General features: G+C 37.3%; 13 protein-coding genes. 1 reads left to right on the forward strand and 12 read right to left on the reverse strand.

Annotation, left to right across the window (positions count from 1 at the left end; all coding sequences use genetic code 11):
- Nucleotides 1-3: 3 nt before the first annotated feature.
- The 10 genes from HCO57_RS06440 to gtfA form a co-directional block, all read right to left on the reverse strand.
- A complete protein-coding gene (locus HCO57_RS06440; protein WP_167988338.1) occupies nt 4-588 on the reverse strand; it encodes a heme-copper oxidase subunit III in 585 nt (194 codons plus the stop codon).
- Nucleotides 589-598: 10 nt separating this feature from the next.
- Nucleotides 599-1,501 carry a heme o synthase gene (gene cyoE / locus HCO57_RS06445; RefSeq protein WP_167988339.1) on the reverse strand — a complete coding sequence of 301 codons (903 nt, stop codon included), beginning with the start codon at nt 1,499-1,501 and terminating at the stop codon, nt 599-601.
- A gap of 155 nt (nt 1,502-1,656) precedes the next feature.
- On the reverse strand, nt 1,657-2,361 hold the full coding sequence (locus HCO57_RS06450; protein WP_136949482.1) for an energy transducer TonB: 705 nt from the start codon (nt 2,359-2,361) through the stop codon (nt 1,657-1,659).
- Nucleotides 2,362-2,428: 67 nt separating this feature from the next.
- Entirely contained in the window at nt 2,429-2,815 is a 387-nt protein-coding gene (locus HCO57_RS06455) for a VanZ family protein (RefSeq protein ID WP_167988340.1), read from the reverse strand.
- Nucleotides 2,808-3,188, reverse strand: coding sequence for a glycine cleavage system protein GcvH (gcvH, locus tag HCO57_RS06460; RefSeq protein ID WP_136949480.1), 381 nt, complete (start codon nt 3,186-3,188; stop codon nt 2,808-2,810). Before gcvH ends, HCO57_RS06455 begins: the two co-directional genes overlap by 8 nt.
- Nucleotides 3,189-3,281: 93 nt before the next feature.
- Nucleotides 3,282-10,457, reverse strand: coding sequence for a cell surface protein SprA (gene sprA / locus HCO57_RS06465; RefSeq protein ID WP_410492684.1), 7,176 nt, complete (start codon nt 10,455-10,457; stop codon nt 3,282-3,284).
- A 5-nt stretch (nt 10,458-10,462) separates the two neighbouring features.
- Entirely contained in the window at nt 10,463-11,044 is a 582-nt protein-coding gene (gene ruvA, locus HCO57_RS06470) for a Holliday junction branch migration protein RuvA (protein ID WP_167988341.1), read from the reverse strand.
- Between the two features lie 37 nt (nt 11,045-11,081).
- The gene (locus HCO57_RS06475) at nt 11,082-13,376 is read right to left on the reverse strand and encodes an NADP-dependent malic enzyme (protein WP_167988342.1); all 2,295 of its coding nucleotides are present in this window, start codon (nt 13,374-13,376) and stop codon (nt 11,082-11,084) included.
- Nucleotides 13,377-13,473: 97 nt separating this feature from the next.
- On the reverse strand, nt 13,474-14,754 hold the full coding sequence (locus HCO57_RS06480; protein WP_410492685.1) for an MFS transporter: 1,281 nt from the start codon (nt 14,752-14,754) through the stop codon (nt 13,474-13,476).
- 119 nt (nt 14,755-14,873) lie between these two features.
- Entirely contained in the window at nt 14,874-16,331 is a 1,458-nt protein-coding gene (gtfA, locus tag HCO57_RS06485; protein ID WP_167988343.1) for a sucrose phosphorylase, read from the reverse strand.
- Nucleotides 16,332-16,628: 297 nt separating this feature from the next.
- Between gtfA and HCO57_RS06490 the strand changes: the two genes are divergently transcribed.
- Nucleotides 16,629-17,654, forward strand: a complete 1,026-nt coding sequence (locus tag HCO57_RS06490) for a LacI family DNA-binding transcriptional regulator (protein WP_167988344.1) — start codon at nt 16,629-16,631, stop codon at nt 17,652-17,654.
- Here the strand turns inward: HCO57_RS06490 and queG are convergent.
- Complete coding sequence (queG, locus tag HCO57_RS06495) at nt 17,622-18,566, reverse strand: tRNA epoxyqueuosine(34) reductase QueG (RefSeq protein WP_167988345.1); 945 nt, start codon at nt 18,564-18,566, stop codon at nt 17,622-17,624. The two genes, HCO57_RS06490 and queG, sit on opposite strands and share 33 nt — an antisense overlap.
- Nucleotides 18,566-19,588: a Holliday junction branch migration DNA helicase RuvB gene (ruvB, locus tag HCO57_RS06500; protein WP_136949474.1), complete on the reverse strand. Its 1,023-nt coding sequence runs from the start codon at nt 19,586-19,588 to the stop codon at nt 18,566-18,568. The genes queG and ruvB overlap by 1 nt, the downstream gene beginning before the upstream one ends.
- Nucleotides 19,589-19,591: the final 3 nt, after the last annotated feature.

The raw sequence follows: 19,591 nt of genomic DNA on the forward strand, positions 1-19,591 counted from the left end.
CTTTTATTTTACAAAGTACATAAAGAGTACCAAGTAAACCCACAAAAAATCTAAGAAGTGCCAAAACATAGCACCCAACTCTAAACCTAAATGGTCTTCTGGTGTATACTTAGCCCTTAAGTGATTGATTGTAACCACCAAGAGCACTAACAAACCAGCCACCACGTGCACAATGTGCACAGCAGCTATTAAGTATACGTAAGACATTTTAATATTACTAGTAGGCCCCGTAAAACGGTAACCGTACTCCATAATCATTTCATTAAAGCCTAAAAATTGCAAAACAATAAAGGCAATACCCAACCCAAAAGTAACTAACAGCCATGCTGTAACCATTTTTGTTGCCCCCTTCTTCATTGCCATTCTAGCCAATACAAAAGTTAAACTACTCAATACAATTACAGTAGTACTTACCAAAAACAATTGCGGCAGCTCTACAGTTTGTAACCAATCTTTACGCTTACTACTAACTATGTAAGCACTTGTCCAACCTGCAAAACCCATAATAAGACTAACAATACCAAACCAAAGCATCATTTTCTTTGCTCTTGCATTCTTCTCCTTATTGGTTCCTTGTGTTAAATCCATAATTTTCTTTTTATTGCAAAAATTTATCTGCAACATAAACTAGCTGCATCAACGTAATATAACTTACACTTGCTAGCATTAGTTTTCTTGCAGACACATTATCTTTTTTCTCGTATAGCTTAAAGGCAAAAATCAACATAACCATTCCCATTAAGAAAACAACAATCGCAGCTGGCACAGATAACGATAATCTCCCAGTAAAACCAAATACTGGAATTACAGAAATTACAATCATCCAAATGGTATAAAGTATAATTTGCAATGCGGTACTAGCATCTTTTTTACCCGTTGGCAACATTTTAAATCCACCTTTGCTATAATCTTCATCTAGCATCCAACCCAATGCCCAAAAGTGTGGAAATTGCCAAAAGAATTGTATCATAAATAAAGTACCGGGTTCAATTCCAAAATCATTTGTGGCAGCAACCCACCCAAGCATAAAAGGTATTGCCCCAGGTATTGCCCCTACAAACACCGCTAGTGGAGTAATCGTTTTTAATGGAGTGTATACACTAGTATATAAAAAGATAGATATTGCACCAAACAAGGCTGTCTTAGGATTCAGCTGATACAATAAGAAAACACCCAAAATTGTAAGCGTAATGGCGATAGTCATTGCAACATTCACAGACATACGCCCTGCGGGTAACGGCCTGTTTTTAGTACGCTTCATTAGCGCATCTAAATCTCTTTCTATGACCTGATTATAAGCGTTGGAGGCACCCACCATACAATAACCTCCTGTTGCTAGGTATAACAAATGAAAGAAATTAATTGTTTCTGCACCTAAACAGTAGCCTGCAATGGAAGAAAAAACAACACTCACCGCAAGCCTTACCTTGGTAATCTCTTTAAAATCAGCAAAAACCAAGGACCAGTTCATATTTTGCAATGTGCCTACGGCAGACTTCATCTTATTATTCTAATTGGCCTGCAAAGATACGGTGGAGTTGCCTTCTTTGCAATCTTAGTATAAAAATTATGACTGCTAGGAATTTAACTGAAGAAGAAGAGAAACAAAAAACCCTAGCTTATAGGCTAGGGTTTTTGTAAATTATTGTTGGTTTGTTATTGTAACTTAAAAGTAATTGGAATACTAAAAGGTACTTTTACAGGGCGCCCTCTTTGTTTACCTGGTGTCATTTTAGGTAATTTATTGATAATCCTTAACGCCTCTGCTTCTAAATTTTTGTCTGGCCCACGCATTCTAATGTTACCGATGCTACCATCTTTTTGTATAGTAAACATTACCGCAACTCTACCTTGTATCCCCATTTCTTGAGCAATCTCTGGATAACGGAAATTTTTACGGATATGCTTTTGCATTTGCTCTTGAAAACAAGCTTTTTTATCACTAGCACCCTCACAACCTGGAAAAACAGGAACATCTTCAATTACCGCAAAAGGAACAGAAATATCTTCTTCTACCTCTTCTACCTCTACTTCTTCTACTTCCATGATTTCTTCTTCCTGGCTAGTTTCTGTAGATTCTATTACAGTTTCTTCTACCTCTTCTTCATCCTCTACAACCTCTATTACCTCTGGCGCAGCTGGCGGTGGTGGTGGCGGTGGTGTTTTTATCTGCTCCGTCATCGGAACTTCTTCATCCAAATCGTCCTCCACATTCATGGATATATCGTAATCGTTTGTCTCTTCGTATTTCTTCCACTCTAGTCCAGTATACACTAAGGCCATCACTAGGGCAAGACCAATGACAAAGTATAGGCCACTATTCCTACCTACATCTGCTTTTGGGTTCTTTTTCGGTTCCATAATTCTCTTTTGATTTTTCCTACGGGCTAATTTAACCAAATATTTAAAATATTGGCAAATTCATGGCTCATTTTATGCGGTAAATGAGTGAACGGTACTTTTTAATGAGCAAACCGGCCACTATTGCCCCAAAACTATTAGCCAAAAAGTCTAAAATATCTGCCTCTCTATCATAAGGCATTACATATTGCAAAATTTCTATGAAAAGGCCGTATGCAATTGCGAAGATGATTAAATATTTAACTATTCTACTTAAATTCTGAGCTCCCTGTTCTAACAAACTAAGACAACCTAGCAGCACTACTCCAAAATAGAAAGAAAAGTGAACCAACTTATCTAAATGGGGTATATCTATCCCTGTATTTACATCTGTTGAAAACGAAAATAAGCTGAGAGATGTTACCAACACCAACCAGCTTATTCCTAAAATTGTGTATTTGTTATTCTTAAGCACCTACAAGTTCCTTGTAATCTGCATCACTCATTAATTGTGTAACCTCATCTGGGTTGTTAAATTTTACTTTAATCATCCAACCCTCTCCATATGGATCAGAATTTACCTTTTCTGGCTCGTCTTCTAAGCTTTCATTGAACGCAACTATTTCACCAGAAAGTGGCAAAAACAAGTCAGAAACTGTTTTTACAGCTTCTACAGTTCCAAAGACTTCATCTTTATCTAAAGTCTCGTCTAGGGTCTCTACCTCAACATAAACAATATCACCTAATTCGCCTTGCGCAAAATCTGTAATACCTACGGTTGCAGTGTCACCATCAATCTTGACCCACTCGTGGTCTTTTGTGTACTTTAATTCTGAAGGAATATTCATTTTATCCATTTTAGAGTCGACACAAATTTAAAGTTTTCCGTAGCTATACAAAGTAATTTTATAGTTATTCTAAATGCTATTTTTTACATCGTCCTAATTACCAAAGTTATACCTGATGGTAAAGCCTGCATTTATGGTAGTTTGCGGGAATGCGGTAGACACCTTGAACTGTGAGAAAGAATGGTCATAAAAGAATAATGCATTAAGATTTTTACTTAGCGCATAATCTGCAGTAAACTTTATACTCCATAAATCTTGACCTGAGGTAATTTGATTGTTGTCGATATCTAGATTACGTATTATAGTGATGTTATCCCTTACAGAAAGGTCTGCTTTAAGATTTAAATCGCCTTTTAGACGGGTACGCTCGCCCCCAATGTTGGTTACAAATTGAACGTCTTTAAAACGATACCCTAAACCAACGGTGTATTCTTTACCATTAATTTCTGTAAGCAAACTATTATCAAAACTCAAAGATAGTGTTCTATCTGTGCGCACCTCTGCCAGTACACTTAAGGAATTTTTCATTTCAAAATCTACACGCATTAACGGATTAAACTCATCTGTCAAAACCACATTACCAATTAAATTTTCTGGCAATATATTACCTGTTTCGCCATTTACGGTAGGTGCATTATCGGTTAATAATTGTACACGCTCTAAATTAGTTTGAAAATTATTTACACTATATGCTGCTCTATAGCCGTGTTGCAATGAAAACCTTTTGAATTTTTTCTTGAACCACCTGTTTTTCATTAAACCGGTATACTTTAAATTCCAATTCGGAATTGGTATCTCTCTAAAGGCATCTAAATTTACGCGTTCCGCATCTTGACCTGTATAGGCTGCAAAAAATGCAGGCAATAATACATCTTGACTGGTTTTACCATATCCGGTAGGGAAACCATCGTCATCCACCGTGTTGATATTGGCACCGCGGTCACTAACAATACGGTCTGCAATCACCCTTCTGTTAGCCTTAAACTCTTCAAACGTTTCAGAATCAAATTCATCGCTCTTACCAAAAGCAGTTCCTATCATTACTGTAGAAATACTAAAATTTCCAATGTTGTTTACTAGACCGTTAAGACCTTGACTCCACAAATCTGGAACGTAGTTCTCTTGCAAACTATTGGTCATTTTCCTGTCTGCTGTTAAATCTATAGTTAGGTCTGGCATTGGATTAGCGGTAGCTGTAATATTTAAACTCTTGGTACTGTTTTGCATATACTGAGAGTTAAACTCTGTAAAATTAGTTAGCCAACCTTTACGAGCAGCTTCAAATCTAACATTGCTCTGACTACCAAAGACAAACCCTAAACTTGGCCTTGCGGTTCCTACAAAACCAATAGATTGGGTATAACCCGGTAAAACTTTACCATTATTTTCATTGTAACTTACATTAACACGCTTTACCATAGTTACAAAATCTATAAGCGCATTCATACCTTTACCCGTCTTACTTTTAGGCTTTAAGTCCTTAGCCTGTTTTCCTTTTTCTCCTCTGACCGCTATAGCAGTTGGCAATTTTCCATCACGCTTTTTTAATCCTAAGAAGTCATAAAAACGTTGCATAGTTAAATTGGCAGTTAAATTATGGGTGTTGGCATTTTGTACGGTGTTAATTTGAGCATTAGGGTCCCCTAAAGATTCTCTTGCCACTTCTGCCAAGGCATCACCACCACGTTGCCAATCAAAATTACTGGTATAGGTATACGAAGCATTGACAAAATCTAAAAACGGAATTTTATCTAAAGGCAGTTCATAATTAAGCTGCATCTGTTGTGCGTGCCTATTGGGTTCTCCAATATCAAAAAAGCCATCCCATAAATCTAAGAGTTCATTAACTCCAGATTCCGTATCACCGTCTACATTAAAGTAATTACGAACAATATTATTGTTAGATGCGGTTAGGTTTAAACGAAGTGATTTAGATATGCTATAATTTAATGCGTACTGCCAATTAAAAAGATAATTACGTTGTTGTAGCAGCGGTAAATCTAAGGCTTCTACTCCGGGCTCTAACACATCTCTAAATCTTTGCTGATTAAAAGACCTGTTGTAATTAGCATTTAAAGAAACACTGGTAGGCAAGAAATTGAAGTTCATTTCTTTTAACCACTGCCAATACTTACCGTTTAATATGGAATCCTTTTTAGCCAATGGCGCTATGGTAGCTGGTTTGAAGTTATGATTGTAGACAAAACCTGTGGTAACATTTTCATCTTGCAAGTCTGCTATTTCAAAATCTCGATGATTGGTTTTATTGTAAGAATAATTAAAGGTAAAGTTTTCTATATCATAAAAGTTAGCATCCGCTTCTTCGCTTCTATTTTTGCGAACACCAATAAGATTTATACTTCTACGCTTGGTGTAATCTTCTGCCTGCTCTCTGGTTTGCTCCGCCAATTCTGGGCTATCTGCAGCATCTATTAAATCATCTAGTTTTAAATCGTCAAAGACAGGATCAAACTCTGGCGTAATCAAGGTCTCTGAAACGCCGAAGTTTATTGGCAGCTGTAGATTCCATTTTTTAGGAAACAATTGCCCCACATTTACATTGGTTACCACATCATAAGAAATGGCATCTTCTCTAGCACGCTCATTAGGCATTTGGTCTATAGAACCAAACCCTGAAGTACTTGTACTTGCTGTAGCACTTACATTAGCAAAATCTGCCATATTAGCGTCTAACGCAGCAATTGCTGCCCAACCACCATTATTATCTAGACCTGCTAAACGCAGCTCGTTAAACCAAACTTCTCCTCTAGCTGGGATATCATCTATATTTTTAACCCCGACCATCATACTACGGATGCTTCCAAAAGAAGGATTACCACGAATACCTATTCTATTAACGCCGGGTGTTCTAGGCGAAAACTCTGCAACCTCTACCACATTACCATCAACCACTTCGTAAAAACGAAGTTCATTTAACGCCACACCATCTGCACGTTGTGCTATTCTTAGGGATTTAACTTTATTTAAGTCGTCCAAGGCTACATCAATCTCATTTACTTCTGGCCATACACCATCTGCATCTGTAGTACCAAAAGGTGTAAACTGTAACGCTCTTTCTATTTGATAGAAGTTTTCTGAAAAATCTGTTCCTATTCTGATAAAGCCCACCAATGGTGTAGCAGCATCCGAATAATCCGTATTAAATAATTTCTCTGCATGCATGAACATTTTTATGCGCTCATACTGCCTAACATCTATGTTGATATTTTTAAATACCCCACGAGAGTCCTGAGGCTCCAAATTCTCTACCGTGAAGGATAATGACTGCTCATTTTGACGAATAATAGTATTGTTATTATTCAATTGTTCACGAACAACCCCAGGCGGTAAACGATACGGAATTGGGTCTCTTGTTTCGTTTTCCTGAATATTTACGGTGTTCACATCTACTATAGTACCATCATCTGCTGGGATATCATCCACACCTGGTTGTAATGTATTGGTATACGACCTCCAATCGCCTCTTACCAAATCTAAGGTAGCAAAACGAAGCACTACATCGTCCTGAAAACCGGTAAGGTACATACGCATAAAACTGATGGAACGGAAATCTGATATACCGCCTACTGCATCCGTAAACTCGCTCAATGGAATTTTATATTGAATCCAACGGTAATTTCGTGGCGTACCATCTGGCACGCGCGTACCTGTAGCCTGTCCTTCTCTAATATCCGTTACATATTGGTCATCAATAGTGGTATTTGGCTTAATAGGAATACGATATTCAAAATAACTATTAATGGTATTCATAGTTAAGTCTCTATCTACATCTTCTACGTCCGGCAAGGTTGTAGACCCTCTATTCGTGTTAGAAACCGCCACAGGCGAGTTTCCTTGAGGATTGTTAAAATCGATATATCGCTCTAAAATATCACCCTCTTTATTTAGGTAATACGTATAATTATCCAAAGCAGGGTCATTTGCCGGACCGTTATAGATTGCAGCTTCATCAGCATCTGTTAAACCATCGTACCCTAAATCCTGCAATGTTCTATTCGCTTCATCAGCATCAAAAGCATAAACTAAAGCTTGTGTAGAAGGTACTTGCCCCCAAGCGGTTTGCCTTGGTGTTTCTGTATTAGCAGTCCCAGGTAATCCGTTTTCATACTGCTTTCTACCGTCCTTTAAAATATCTTCAGAAATGTTTCCCAAGTTAAATACTAATTCCCCTTGATTTCCATTCACGGTTTCTCCGTCTATATAAGGATCTAACACCCAAAATTGAACAAATTCCACGTTGGATTGCTCAAAATTAGTACTACTTAAAGAACGCATAATACCTGCCCATTTGTCTTCTGCTGCTTCTGCTTCAAAGCCTGAATTTGCGTTATAAGGTCCTTTTTGATTAGGATAGTACACCAAATCTAAAGTTCCTTGGACGGTTGTCTGCCCTTGCGCGATATCTGACTCCGGAAAAACCTCTGTAATAAATACCCGTCTAGTAGCATTAGAAGATATATCGCTATCAGAAATACCCGCAGGGCGCTGATTGGTATAAAAAATAGGGTCAATAGTGTACCAAGACATTTTAGCACGCTGAAAACCCGTTTCTAAATCTTGAACGCCTTGTGTAAATTGTACTGGCGGACTGGCTAAGCTCCACCCTAAAGAAGAACGTATATCTATCAGGGCTTGTGCTCCTTCAAAATCATCTAAATACGTAGTTGTTTCTCCTTGAAAGTCTGCATTTTTAGGAGAATTAGGCTTTAAGAAAGCAACTTCACCTCGCAACGAGACATTAGAAGGCACATCGGTATCAATATTCGGTAATTTATTAGCCAAGCGTGTAAGGAACGGAACCTCTGTACTAAAATTACCGTTAAATCCGTATATAGTGTTATTTACAGGTTCTACTCCGTAATTAGATTTTTGAGTTAGAGGACGCTCATTTAGGTTAAGTAATGTACCACCTAAAACAAAATTCTCATTGAATTTATGTTCCACATTTACCCCTGTGAATCTTCTTGTCTGCTGCCCAAATACGGCATTATTTTCTACTGAAATATTAATTGGCGTATTAGAGGCCTCTAAACTTGGGTCCAAAATTTGTACTGTCCCAGCTGCATAATTCACGGTATAATCTATACCTTCTTGCAATTGTCTGCCCCCGGCTGTAACTCTAACGGAACCTCGAGGCACATTAAAAGCACCTATTGGAATACCATTATTACCTTGAGACTTATACCTACCTTTTAATTGAAATCTATTTTTCTCTGCCTCTTGCAAGGACGCCGCTTTTGTCTGGGCGTACATATTACGGAATACGTACTTCTGTTGATTGGCATTATAGGTATTGGTATTAGCATAATCTTCTACACCTGATTCTAAAAGATTAAATAGGTACTCCCCAAACGGTTCTACTTTAGTAAAAATGATACGGCCCGTTTGCGTATCTACAGTGATACCTGGAATATAGTCAAAGAAACCATCACCACCGGGCTGCACGTCATTATAAACATTTAAGCGATCTAGATTAAAGACATTAATTAAAATACGGTCTTCCAATCCACTAGGCCAACCTGTGGATGCATCCACCGGAGTTATATAGTTTCTAGGAGTAGGGTCTGTATAAAGAATGTTTAATTTAAAATCTTCTTCACTTAATTGATAAGCCCCTGTAGAGTAGATGTTCTTCATCATCAAATCCCAAATAGGGTCCTCTACATTGGTAATATTACTTTTTAAAAGCTTCAATATAAGGGTGTTGTTTTCAATAATCGCGTTAGCCCCAGTGCTTACACTTGTAGCATCTACCCCGCCATTGGCAAACTCCCCCACTTGATACACTTCACCCTGATAGGTATACTGAAACGCAACCCCTAAAACCTCATCATTACTAAGTCTTTGATTAAGGGAGATATACCCCAATTGACTGTCAAAAACATAGTCACGATTTACTTCTAACTTTCTAGCATTTTCTAAAATAGCATAATCTGCACCCTGAGACATCTGGTATCCACCAAGTGCTCCCGCATTAAAACCTTGCTCTACGGTAGCAATATCTCTTATAGCGGTATTTAGCGCGCCACCTTCATTAATCAAACCAGGATCAAAATCGTTATTACCATTTTCTGGTAGAATACCGTTACCTATTTCATTAAAAAAACCTGCTGGCGGCGTACCTTCTTTACCTATTTTAGTTCGTTCCTGCCCTTCTGGCCCCATTCTCCCCTCACCCAAATCTTGCAAGGCAACAATATTTCTAACATTTATGTATTGCTGCGTACGATTCGTTACCCATACTTCTAATCTAGTAATCTGTACTTGGCTTTGTATGAAAGGGTAATTGGATAGCGCCTTGTCATAATTATCTCTAAAGTATTGTGCTAAGAAAAAGTGTTTATCTTCATCATAATCCAAGGCCGTTAAGGCAAATTCATTTAAAGTTCCACCACCTTGGGCAACTACAGTATTGTTTTGAGAACGTTGTTCAGAAAAAACAGCCGTTACCGTAGTTTTCCCAAACTGCAGTTGTGTTTTGACCCCGAATAAGCTTTGAGCTCCCGTGATTAAGGAGCTATTTAAGGGCATGTTAACATTACCAATTTCAATTTTTCTTAGAATATCGTCTTCTGTAGGCGTATAATCTAGTTTGATAAGATTCTGAAAATCGAATGTTGCTTCGGTATCATAGTTTGCAGTCACCTGCAAACGCTCCCCAACCTTTCCTAAAAGACTCAAACTAATACGCTGGTCAAAATCAAACGAAAGATTAGTTCTATTTCTGGGAGAAAGTGCAGGATTATCGTTTTTCTGCCAAATAACACCCAAATCCATTGCTACGGAACCTTGAGGAATAACCTCTATAGTGTTACCCCCAAAGATGGATTCGAAAAAATTGTTATTTACATAAAAGTTAGGCAGTAAATTTTTTCTAGCTTCTTCTGAGCCCTCCTTTTTTCCCGTATACGCATCAATCTTCTCTTTAAAATAAGATTTCATGCTTTCCTTGCGGACCAGCTCATAATACTGCTCTGGGGTTAAAAATATAGGATGATTAACATTAAAATCGCCCACACTTTCCGTGTAAACGTACCTATTTATTTTGGGGTCAAAGGTATATTTAGAAATTATGCTATCTGGATTTTCTAGCAATATCTTGCCAAGCGCAACTCCCGTTTGCACAGAATCTTGCACTTGCTCTTGTTCTTGAGCTGTAGCCGAAGTTGCCATAAGCACCAAAAACACCAATACCAGTAAATGCTTAACACCAATGGAATTAAGCACTAGAAACACCCCTCTTTTCAAACTATTTACAAATTTTTAAGCGCCTTTTTAATAATGTCCTCTACGCTCAGGGAGGCATCTGCAGATAGCACTTTTTCTACAACCTTTTCTGATTGTCTTCTTGTGTATCCAAGAACCTCTAATGCAGATAACGCTTCTTCTTTATTTGTATTGTTTGATTTTAGTGAAACTTCATCCATATCATACACCTTTAAGATTTTATCTTTCAGGTCTATGATTACGCGTTGGGCGGTTTTTGCTCCAATACCCTTTACTCCTTGTATGGTAGCAACATCTCCGCTAGCAATTGCATCTCTGACTTGTGTGGGGTCTAGAGATGATAACATAGTCCTTGCCGTACTGGCGCCAATACCATTTACAGATAGTAACAGCAAAAAGATTTCTCTCTCTGCCTTTTGTGCAAAACCAAATAAGGCATGAGAATCTTCCTTTACTTGCAAATGCGTATATAGCATTACGTTTTCATCTGATGGAAGAAGGCCGTAAGTATGTAAGGATATATTTAAAAAATAACCTACGCCATTACAATCTATGATAGCGTAGGTTGGATTTTTTTCTACAAGTTTACCTTTTAAGTATGCGTACATAGCAATGTTGGGTTAGTATTGCCGTAAAGGTAGTAGATTATTTTTGGCTTTTTGCCATTTTACGCTTCTCCCTTTCTTGTGCATCTATAACTGCAACAGCCGTCATATTTACAATTTCATCCACGCTTGCTCCTAATTGCAAAATATGAATTGCTTTTCTAAGGCCGACCATTATTGGCCCAATAGAGCTAGCATTATTTAACTGCTTAAGAAGTTTGTATGTGATGTTTGCAGAATCAAGATTAGGAAAAATAAAAGTATTTACCTTTTTGGTGCTAATTTTAGAAAAAGGAAAAGTACTATCGCCTAATTCCCTACTTAAAGCAAAATCTGTTTGCACCTCGCCGTCTACCACCAAATCTGGATATTTCTCATGTAAAATTCTAACTGCATCGTTTACCTTTTTTGCCTTTGGATGACTACTACTACCGTAGTTAGAATAAGATAGCATAGCAATTACAGGGTCAAAGCCAAAAGTGGACGCTACATTAGCTGTCATCTTAGTAATCTCTGCTAATTCTTCTGCAGACGGATCTATATTGATAGAAGTATCTGCCAAAAACATAGGTCCTCTATCAGTAATCATAATATTAACGGTAGATGCTTTTTGCACCCCACTAGCCCTACCTATAACCTCAAAAACAGGCTTTAAAACCTTTGGATACGCTCGGGAATATCCGGACAACATACCATCTGCTTCGCCCTCCAAAACCATCATAGCACCAAAATAGTTACGCTTACCCATGTTTACATTGGCACTATATTCAGTTTCACCTTTTCGTTGTCTTAACTCATACAACCTACGGGCATATTTTTGGCGCAATTGCTTAGCACCTTCTTCACGCGGGTCGATAATTTTTACATCTGCATCAAATTCCAGCTCTTCTTTCAATTCTAGAATTCGCTCTCTATTTCCTAATAATATTGGAGTCGCTATTCCTTCTTCATAAACAATTTGAGCCGCCTTTAAAACATCCAACAACTCCGCCTCTGCAAACACTATTTTTTTAGGATTTACTTTAGCACGGTTATGCAGCATACGAACCACTTTATTATCATTTCCTGAACGTTGCAGCAATTCCTCTTCATATTTATCCCAATCTTTAATTGGTGAACGTGCCACCCCACTTTCCATTGCGGCTTTTGCCACAGCAGGTGGAATTTTTGCTATTAGTCGTGGATCAAAAGGTTTAGGGATAATGTATTCTTTACCAAACGTTAGCCTAGTAGTATCATAGGTTATATTTACTTGCTCTGGCACTGCCTCTTTGGTCAATTCTGCCAAAGCTACGACCGCTGCCATTTTCATTTCCTCATTTATTTTTGTCGCCCTAACATCTAAAGCTCCTCTAAAAATAAACGGAAAACCCAATACGTTGTTTACTTGGTTAGGATGATCAGACCTACCTGTAGCCATGATAATATCCTCTCTAGTAGCCAAAGCTACGTCATACGCAATTTCTGGGTCTGGATTAGCCATCGCAAAAACAATAGGATTAGTCGCCATGGTTTTTAACATGTCTGGTGAAACCACCCCAGCCATGGAAAGCCCGATAAACACATCTGCATCTACCATAGCTTCATCCAAAGTATCTATCTTGCGAGCCGTAGCAAACTCCGCTTTTTGACTAGTAAGATTATCCCTGTCTTTGCGAATAACACCCTTACTATCTAGCATTACAATATTTTCTAGTTTTGCGCCAAATGCTTGGTACAACCGGGTACAAGAAATAGCTGCTGCACCAGCTCCACTAACCACAATTTTCACATCTTCTAACCTTTTATCAGCAAGCTCTAAGGCATTTAAAAGTGCGGCAGCAGAAATTATCGCAGTTCCATGCTGATCATCATGCATCACAGGAATGTCTAACTCTTCTTTTAACCTTCTTTCTATTTCAAAGGCTTCTGGTGCCTTTATGTCTTCAAGGTTGATGCCACCAAAAGTGGGCGCAATTGTTTTTACAGTTTCGATAAACTTATCTACATCTTCTGTATCTAATTCTATATCTATACCATCTATATCTGCAAAAATCTTAAATAATAAGCTTTTACCTTCCATTACAGGCTTGGAAGCTTCCGGACCTATATTCCCTAAGCCAAGTACAGCTGTACCGTTAGAAATTACAGCAACTGTATTACCTTTAGAAGTGTACTTATATACATCTTCCGTATTCTTATGTATTTCTAAGCAAGGCTCTGCAACTCCAGGAGAATATGCCAGTGCCAAATCTCTTTGCGTAGCGTAAGGCTTAGTTGGTACTACTTTTATTTTACCTGGTTGCGGCTTGGCATGATAAACCAAGGCCTCTCTTCTTTGTTTTTCTTTACTCATACCTTTATTAGGATTTTCGCGGGTAAAGGTAAGAACTCTTAGAATAGAGAACTATGCGCTTTTGGTTAATATCTGTTGAATTTAGAACACCTAAATGTTAACTGTTTTGCAAATTTGCTTCTTGTTTTTCTTTGGGCATTTTAAGTCGTAAAGCAAATACGAAGGCCAGTGTAAAAAGAACGCCTGCAAATAGCATTGCATTTATTGGACTCCCCCCTAATATATTTTTGTATATAGCTCCAAAAGAAACAGTCTGTATCCCCATAGGAATTACAATCATCATATTTAGAATACCCATATAAACTCCTCTTCGGTCCTGTGGCACAATCTTGGAAACCATGCTGTATGGAATCCCCATCATAGCTGCCCAACCGATACCAAACAATACCATAGGCGCTAACACATAAAAAGAATCTGTAATATAAGGGATTGCAAATAATGCTAAAGCGGAGCCTAATAAACTTAAAGCATAGACCTTTTTATTGCCAAATTTTAGCGCTAATGGAACCAAAACCAGAGCCACCAAAGCAGTTGTTACATTATACGTTGTGCTCATCTTAGCAGCTTGTGCTGCAGCTTCTGAAGTATCCATACCCATTGTTTTCCTAAACAAAGGTGTGATGAATTGCCAGTATACGAACAATGCATACCATTGAAAAAGGTATACTATAGCCAACTTCCATAGAAACTTTGGCATTTGCACAATTGCCTTCCAAATCTCTCTGAAAGGAGCAAATAAACGCTCTTCAAAAGGCAATGCTCTGTGTTTTTCTATTTCCACCATCTCTTCTTCTGTAGGAGGTATTTCTGGCGTTGTAAAGACAGACCACAAAATAGTAGCTATAGATAAAAATGCCCCAATAAAAAAAGAATAATACAACCATTTTGGAACTTCACCAGCCACTTCCTCTCCACCACCAAACCAATCTTGAAATAGAAATATGGAAGCGTTTGCCAACAAGATACCAGCACCAACAAATAGACTTTGCATTTGATAACCAATACTAAATTGTTTCTCTGGCAATTTATCCCCAACAAAAGCTCGGTAAGGCTCCATAGCCATATTGTTCCCTACATCCAAAATCCACAATAAACCAACAGCGAACCAAAGCGCTGGACTTAACGGAAAGAAAAACAAACAAATACTGCCCAAAATAGCTCCTATTAGAAAAAATGGTTTTCTTCTACCAAAACGTGGCGACCAAGTTTTATCAGAAATTGCGCCGATAATTGGCTGTACTATGAGACCTGTAATAGGACCTGCTAAATTTAAAATTGGTAGTTGTTCTTCTGTAGCTCCTAAAAATAAGAAAATAGGGTTTATCGCACTTTGTTGAAGTCCAAAGCTGTACTGAATTCCCAAAAATCCAACATTCATGTTAAATATTTGCCAGAAACTCAGTCTTGGTTTAATATTTTTCAGCATCGATATAAATAGTTTAGTTGAAGTTTACTCTAAGTTAGCTTCACAATATACTATTTTACCTAAAACGAGCGCTAAATTTTAAAATTTATAGCCTCACCATTTTCAATTCCTTCAATCTCAAACGTTGTAGCAGACAAATTGGCATTTAGTTGAATATAGTTATCCCCACTAGTCCATTTTAATTTTAAATTTTCTGCGGGAGAATCTAAAACTGCAAAGTCCCCATTAAATGCTTCTACTCTATTTCTAAGCTTCATCAATGCGCTTAAGGATTGAAACAGGCTAGTTTCTTTGTTCTTCGCGATTTCTTCTAAAGTATAGTAATGCCTATTGATATCTCTACCTACATTAGTTTGGGCTAAAAGTTCCATATCATTTTCATCGCCAAATACACCTACATAATATACTTGTGGTACTCCTGGTACAAAAAACTGAATAGCCCTTGCTAAAAGATAGGCTTCATCATCTTTTCCTAAGGCTTCGTAATATGTACAATTGACTTGATATAAATCTAAATTAGATGCTGCTGCTCCAGTTGCCTTAAGACTACGACCTTCACTTTTTTTATGCATCGTTTTTACAATCTCATCTAGCACAGTGTCGGGAATCAAACCAGGCTCGCCATTCTCAGATGCTACATCTACAATGCCAATACCATCGTGAGTGTCTAATACAGTAATAACATTCCTTGGGGCAATAGCTAACCACTTTTTTAAATTTCCCGCATCTTTGTTATAGATAGTATCTAGAACTAAAACAGGTAGTGCAAAATCGTATACATAATCTACCTTTTTAGCTATTTCAATTTGTGTTTTGAAATAAGAATGTATTTCTACCAGCACCTCTATACCTCTTCTATGAGCTTTTTCTGTAAGTTCTGCAATAAAGGCAAAGGTTTCTGGAATCATAAAACAAGAAGTGCCTGCTTTTTTAATAGCATATCCTGCCGCATCTAAGCGAATCATCTTAATATTAGACTCCTCATATATGGTTAATATATCTTCTAAATATGCCTCTCCCTTTTCAGAATACACATCTATATCTATTTGTTTAGGAGTAAACGTTGTCCATATCAATTTCTCACTTCCGTCCTTAAATTTCATTTTATTAAAGGGAAAGCCTGGCCTTGGTCTATAAATTGATACTAATTCTTGCTCAGCAGCACCGTTAGGAAAAACGGAGTTATAGGTTAAAAACAGGGAAGCATATTCAGATTCGTCTCCCTTTTCTAAGTAATCTTGAAACTCTATAGAATCTGCAGACATATGATTCACAATTAAATCTGCCATTACTTCTACAGAGGAGCTCAATTGCTTTATATCTGACCATTCTCCTAATCTAGGGTCTATTTGTTTATGATTAATTGGATCAAAACCTGCATCTTCACCATCTATCGGGTTAAAAAAGGGTAAAATATGCACTCCGCCAAACATACCCTTTAACTCAGTATTTAGTAATTCAGCTAACCCATTGATGTTTTTAACACCTAATCTATCTACATAAGTAATAAGTTGCACCTTATTTTTCATGGACAAATAATATTTTTGATGTTTAAATAAATTTTTCTGGAGGAAACGTCTAAAAACAAAGAGTGGGAGACTTGACCAATACTCCCACTCTTTAAAACAGACTCATAAATACTTAAACCACTGCAAAAAAATGGCTATGTGACCAATACATATATGTGCCATTTTTTAAACAACGCAGGGCTAAAATAGAACATGATTTTTTAATTTTAATAAAATTTAACACTAAAACGTTTTCGTTTTTGTACAAACTGAATTTGTATCTTTATAACGTTATATTTTTTTTAACATAAAATACTTATGAGCAGAACCACATTACAACAGATAGCGCTTAGCTTAGATATCTCAGTGACCACGGTATCTAAAGCTTTAAATGGATACCCAGATGTAAGTAAAAAAACCATTGAAAAAGTTAAGGCGGCTGCAGAAAGACTTAATTACAAACCCAATTCTTTTGCGGTAAACCTTAGAAAGCAACAATCTATGACCATTGGCTTGGTGGTACCAGAAATTGTTCATCAGTTTTTTTCTAATGTAGTTAAAGGCATTATAGACGAAGCGGAGAAACACGGATACGTGGTAATTACCCTTCATACCAACCAAAAATACAATAAGGAAAAGCAAGTAACTGAGTTCTTAATAGATAAACAAGTAGATGGTATTTTGATTGCTTTAGCTGATGAGACTGTTGAGGTAGAACATTTGCTAGCTGCGCAGAAGTTGGATATACCTGTGGTGATGTTCGATAAAATATCTAAAAACGTAGAATGCTCTAAAGTGTTAATTAATGATGTAGAAGCAGCTTTTGAAGCTACCAATCATCTCATTAAAACAGGATGTAAAAAAATTGCGCATTTTAGAGGACCGCAGCATTCACAAAACGCAATTGACCGATTTGAAGGGTATAAAAAAGCCCTGTTGGAAAACAATTTAGAGTTTAAAGAAGAACATGTTTTTCCGTGCCATGAAATGTCTTTTGAAGTAGGTATAGAGAATATTAAAAAACTACTAAATACTACAAAAGGTATAGATGGTATATTTATTAATACCGATTTGATTGCTGTAGGTGCCATGGCAGAATTAAGAGACCAAGGCATTAGAATACCAGAAGACATAAGCATTGTAGGGTTTAGCAATTGGTTTCTATCCTCTGTAACTTCCCCTACTTTAACTACAGTTGCACAGCCTAGTTTAAGTATGGGAAAAATTGCGTTTAACATGTTGTTATCAGAATTAACTAACAAACGTAACAATGTGGCAATAGCGCATGAGACTATTTATTTGCCCACAGAGCTAATCATTAGAAAGTCTACCAGACCCCTCTAAAAACTTAATGTTTCTAAGCAAACCTTGGTATTTAGTTCGCTTAACAGCAGATTTTCTAAACACTTCTTGAAAAACGTCTTGAGTTAGTTCTTTCCACTCTTCTTCAGATAGAGAAAGCAATTTATCATTTGGCTGAAAAGCAGCTTCTTTATGCGGTGTAGCAAATCTATTCCATGGACAGACGTCTTGACATACATCACAACCAAACATCCAGTTATCCATACTATTTTGAAATTCTGTAGGAATGCTTTCTTTGAGTTCTATAGTGAGATAAGATATACATTTGCTGCCATCTACCACGTATGGTTCTATAATAGCCTTGGTAGGACAGGCATCTATACAAGCTGTACAACTACCACAATGGTCCGTTGTAGGCCCGTCATAAACCAAATCCAAATCTATTATTAGTTCTGCAATAAAATAAAAACTACCTACTTTTTGGGTAATTAGATTGCTATTTTTTCCAATCCACCCTAAACCACTTTTTGCCGCCCAGGCTTTGTCTAATACTGGAGCAGAATCTACAAAAGCTCGTCCCTGTACTTCTCCTATTTCTTCTTGAATATATTGTAATAAGGATTTTAACTTGTCTTTAATTACAAAATGATAATCTTGACCATAGGCATATTTTGAAATCTTGTAAGTGTCTGCACGCTGTTTTTCCTCTGGATAGTAATTGAGTAATAAACTAATGACCGACTTAGCCCCATCTACCAGCTTGGTTGGATCCAAGCGTTTATCAAAATGATTAGCCATATATCCCATTTGCCCATTCCGTTTAGCATTTAGCCATTTTTCTAATCTGGGAGCTTCTTCTTCTAAAAAACCAGCTTTTGAAATCCCACAAGACAAAAAACCGAGGCGATTAGCTTCGGCTTTTATTAATTGCGTATGTTTTTCTTTACTTGCCACTAGAATAATCCCCCTTGGACACCACCTTTTATTCTTCCTAAGTGTTGGTAAGCCTTCTCAGTCACCTCTCTACCTCTAGGCGTTCTCATAATGAACCCTTGCTGAATTAAAAAAGGCTCATAAACCTCTTCAATCGTCTCAGCACTTTCCGCCACAGCTGTAGCTAACGTTGTTATCCCTACTGGCCCTCCTTTAAATTTATCTATAATGGTAGATAAAATTTTATTATCCATCTCATCTAAACCAAAAGCATCTACATTTAATGCCTTTAAACTGAATTTAGAAATTTCTATATCTATCTTACCGTTACCTTTTATTTGAGCAAAATCCCTAACCCTGCGTAATAATGCATTACAAATTCTTGGAGTTCCTCTACTCCTACCAGCAATTTCAATAGCGGCCTCATTAGTTATTGGCACATTTAATATATGAGCACTACGTTCCACTATAGTGGAAAGCAACTCTGTATCATAATATTCTAACCTACTAGAAATACCAAAGCGGGCACGCATGGGAGCCGTTAGCAGGCCGGAACGAGTAGTAGCTCCAACCAAGGTAAACGGACTTAAATTAATCTGAACCGTTCTTGCATTAGGCCCAGTCTCTAGCATGATATCTATTTTATAGTCTTCCATGGCAGAGTATAGATACTCTTCCACAATGGGACTTAACCTATGTATTTCATCTATAAACAAAACATCACGCTCATCTAAATTGGTTAACAAGCCTGCTAAATCTCCTGGTTTATCCAAAACTGGACCAGAAGTTACCTTAATCCCAACACCCAGTTCGTTAGCCAATATATGCGCTAAAGTAGTTTTACCAAGACCTGGAGGACCATGAAATAACGTATGATCTAATGCCTCTCCTCTTTGGTTAGCTGCTCTAACAAAAATCTCTAGATTTTCCAATACCTGAGCCTGTCCAGTAAAATCCTGAAAGCTTACCGGTCGTAAAGCTCTTTCAATATCAAACTCTTCATTTGAAAAGTGTTCTGCCGTTGGATCTAAATGTTCGTTCATTAA

This window comes from Croceivirga sp. JEA036, from assembly GCF_011882165.1.
In the GTDB taxonomy this organism is placed as follows: domain Bacteria; phylum Bacteroidota; class Bacteroidia; order Flavobacteriales; family Flavobacteriaceae; genus Croceivirga.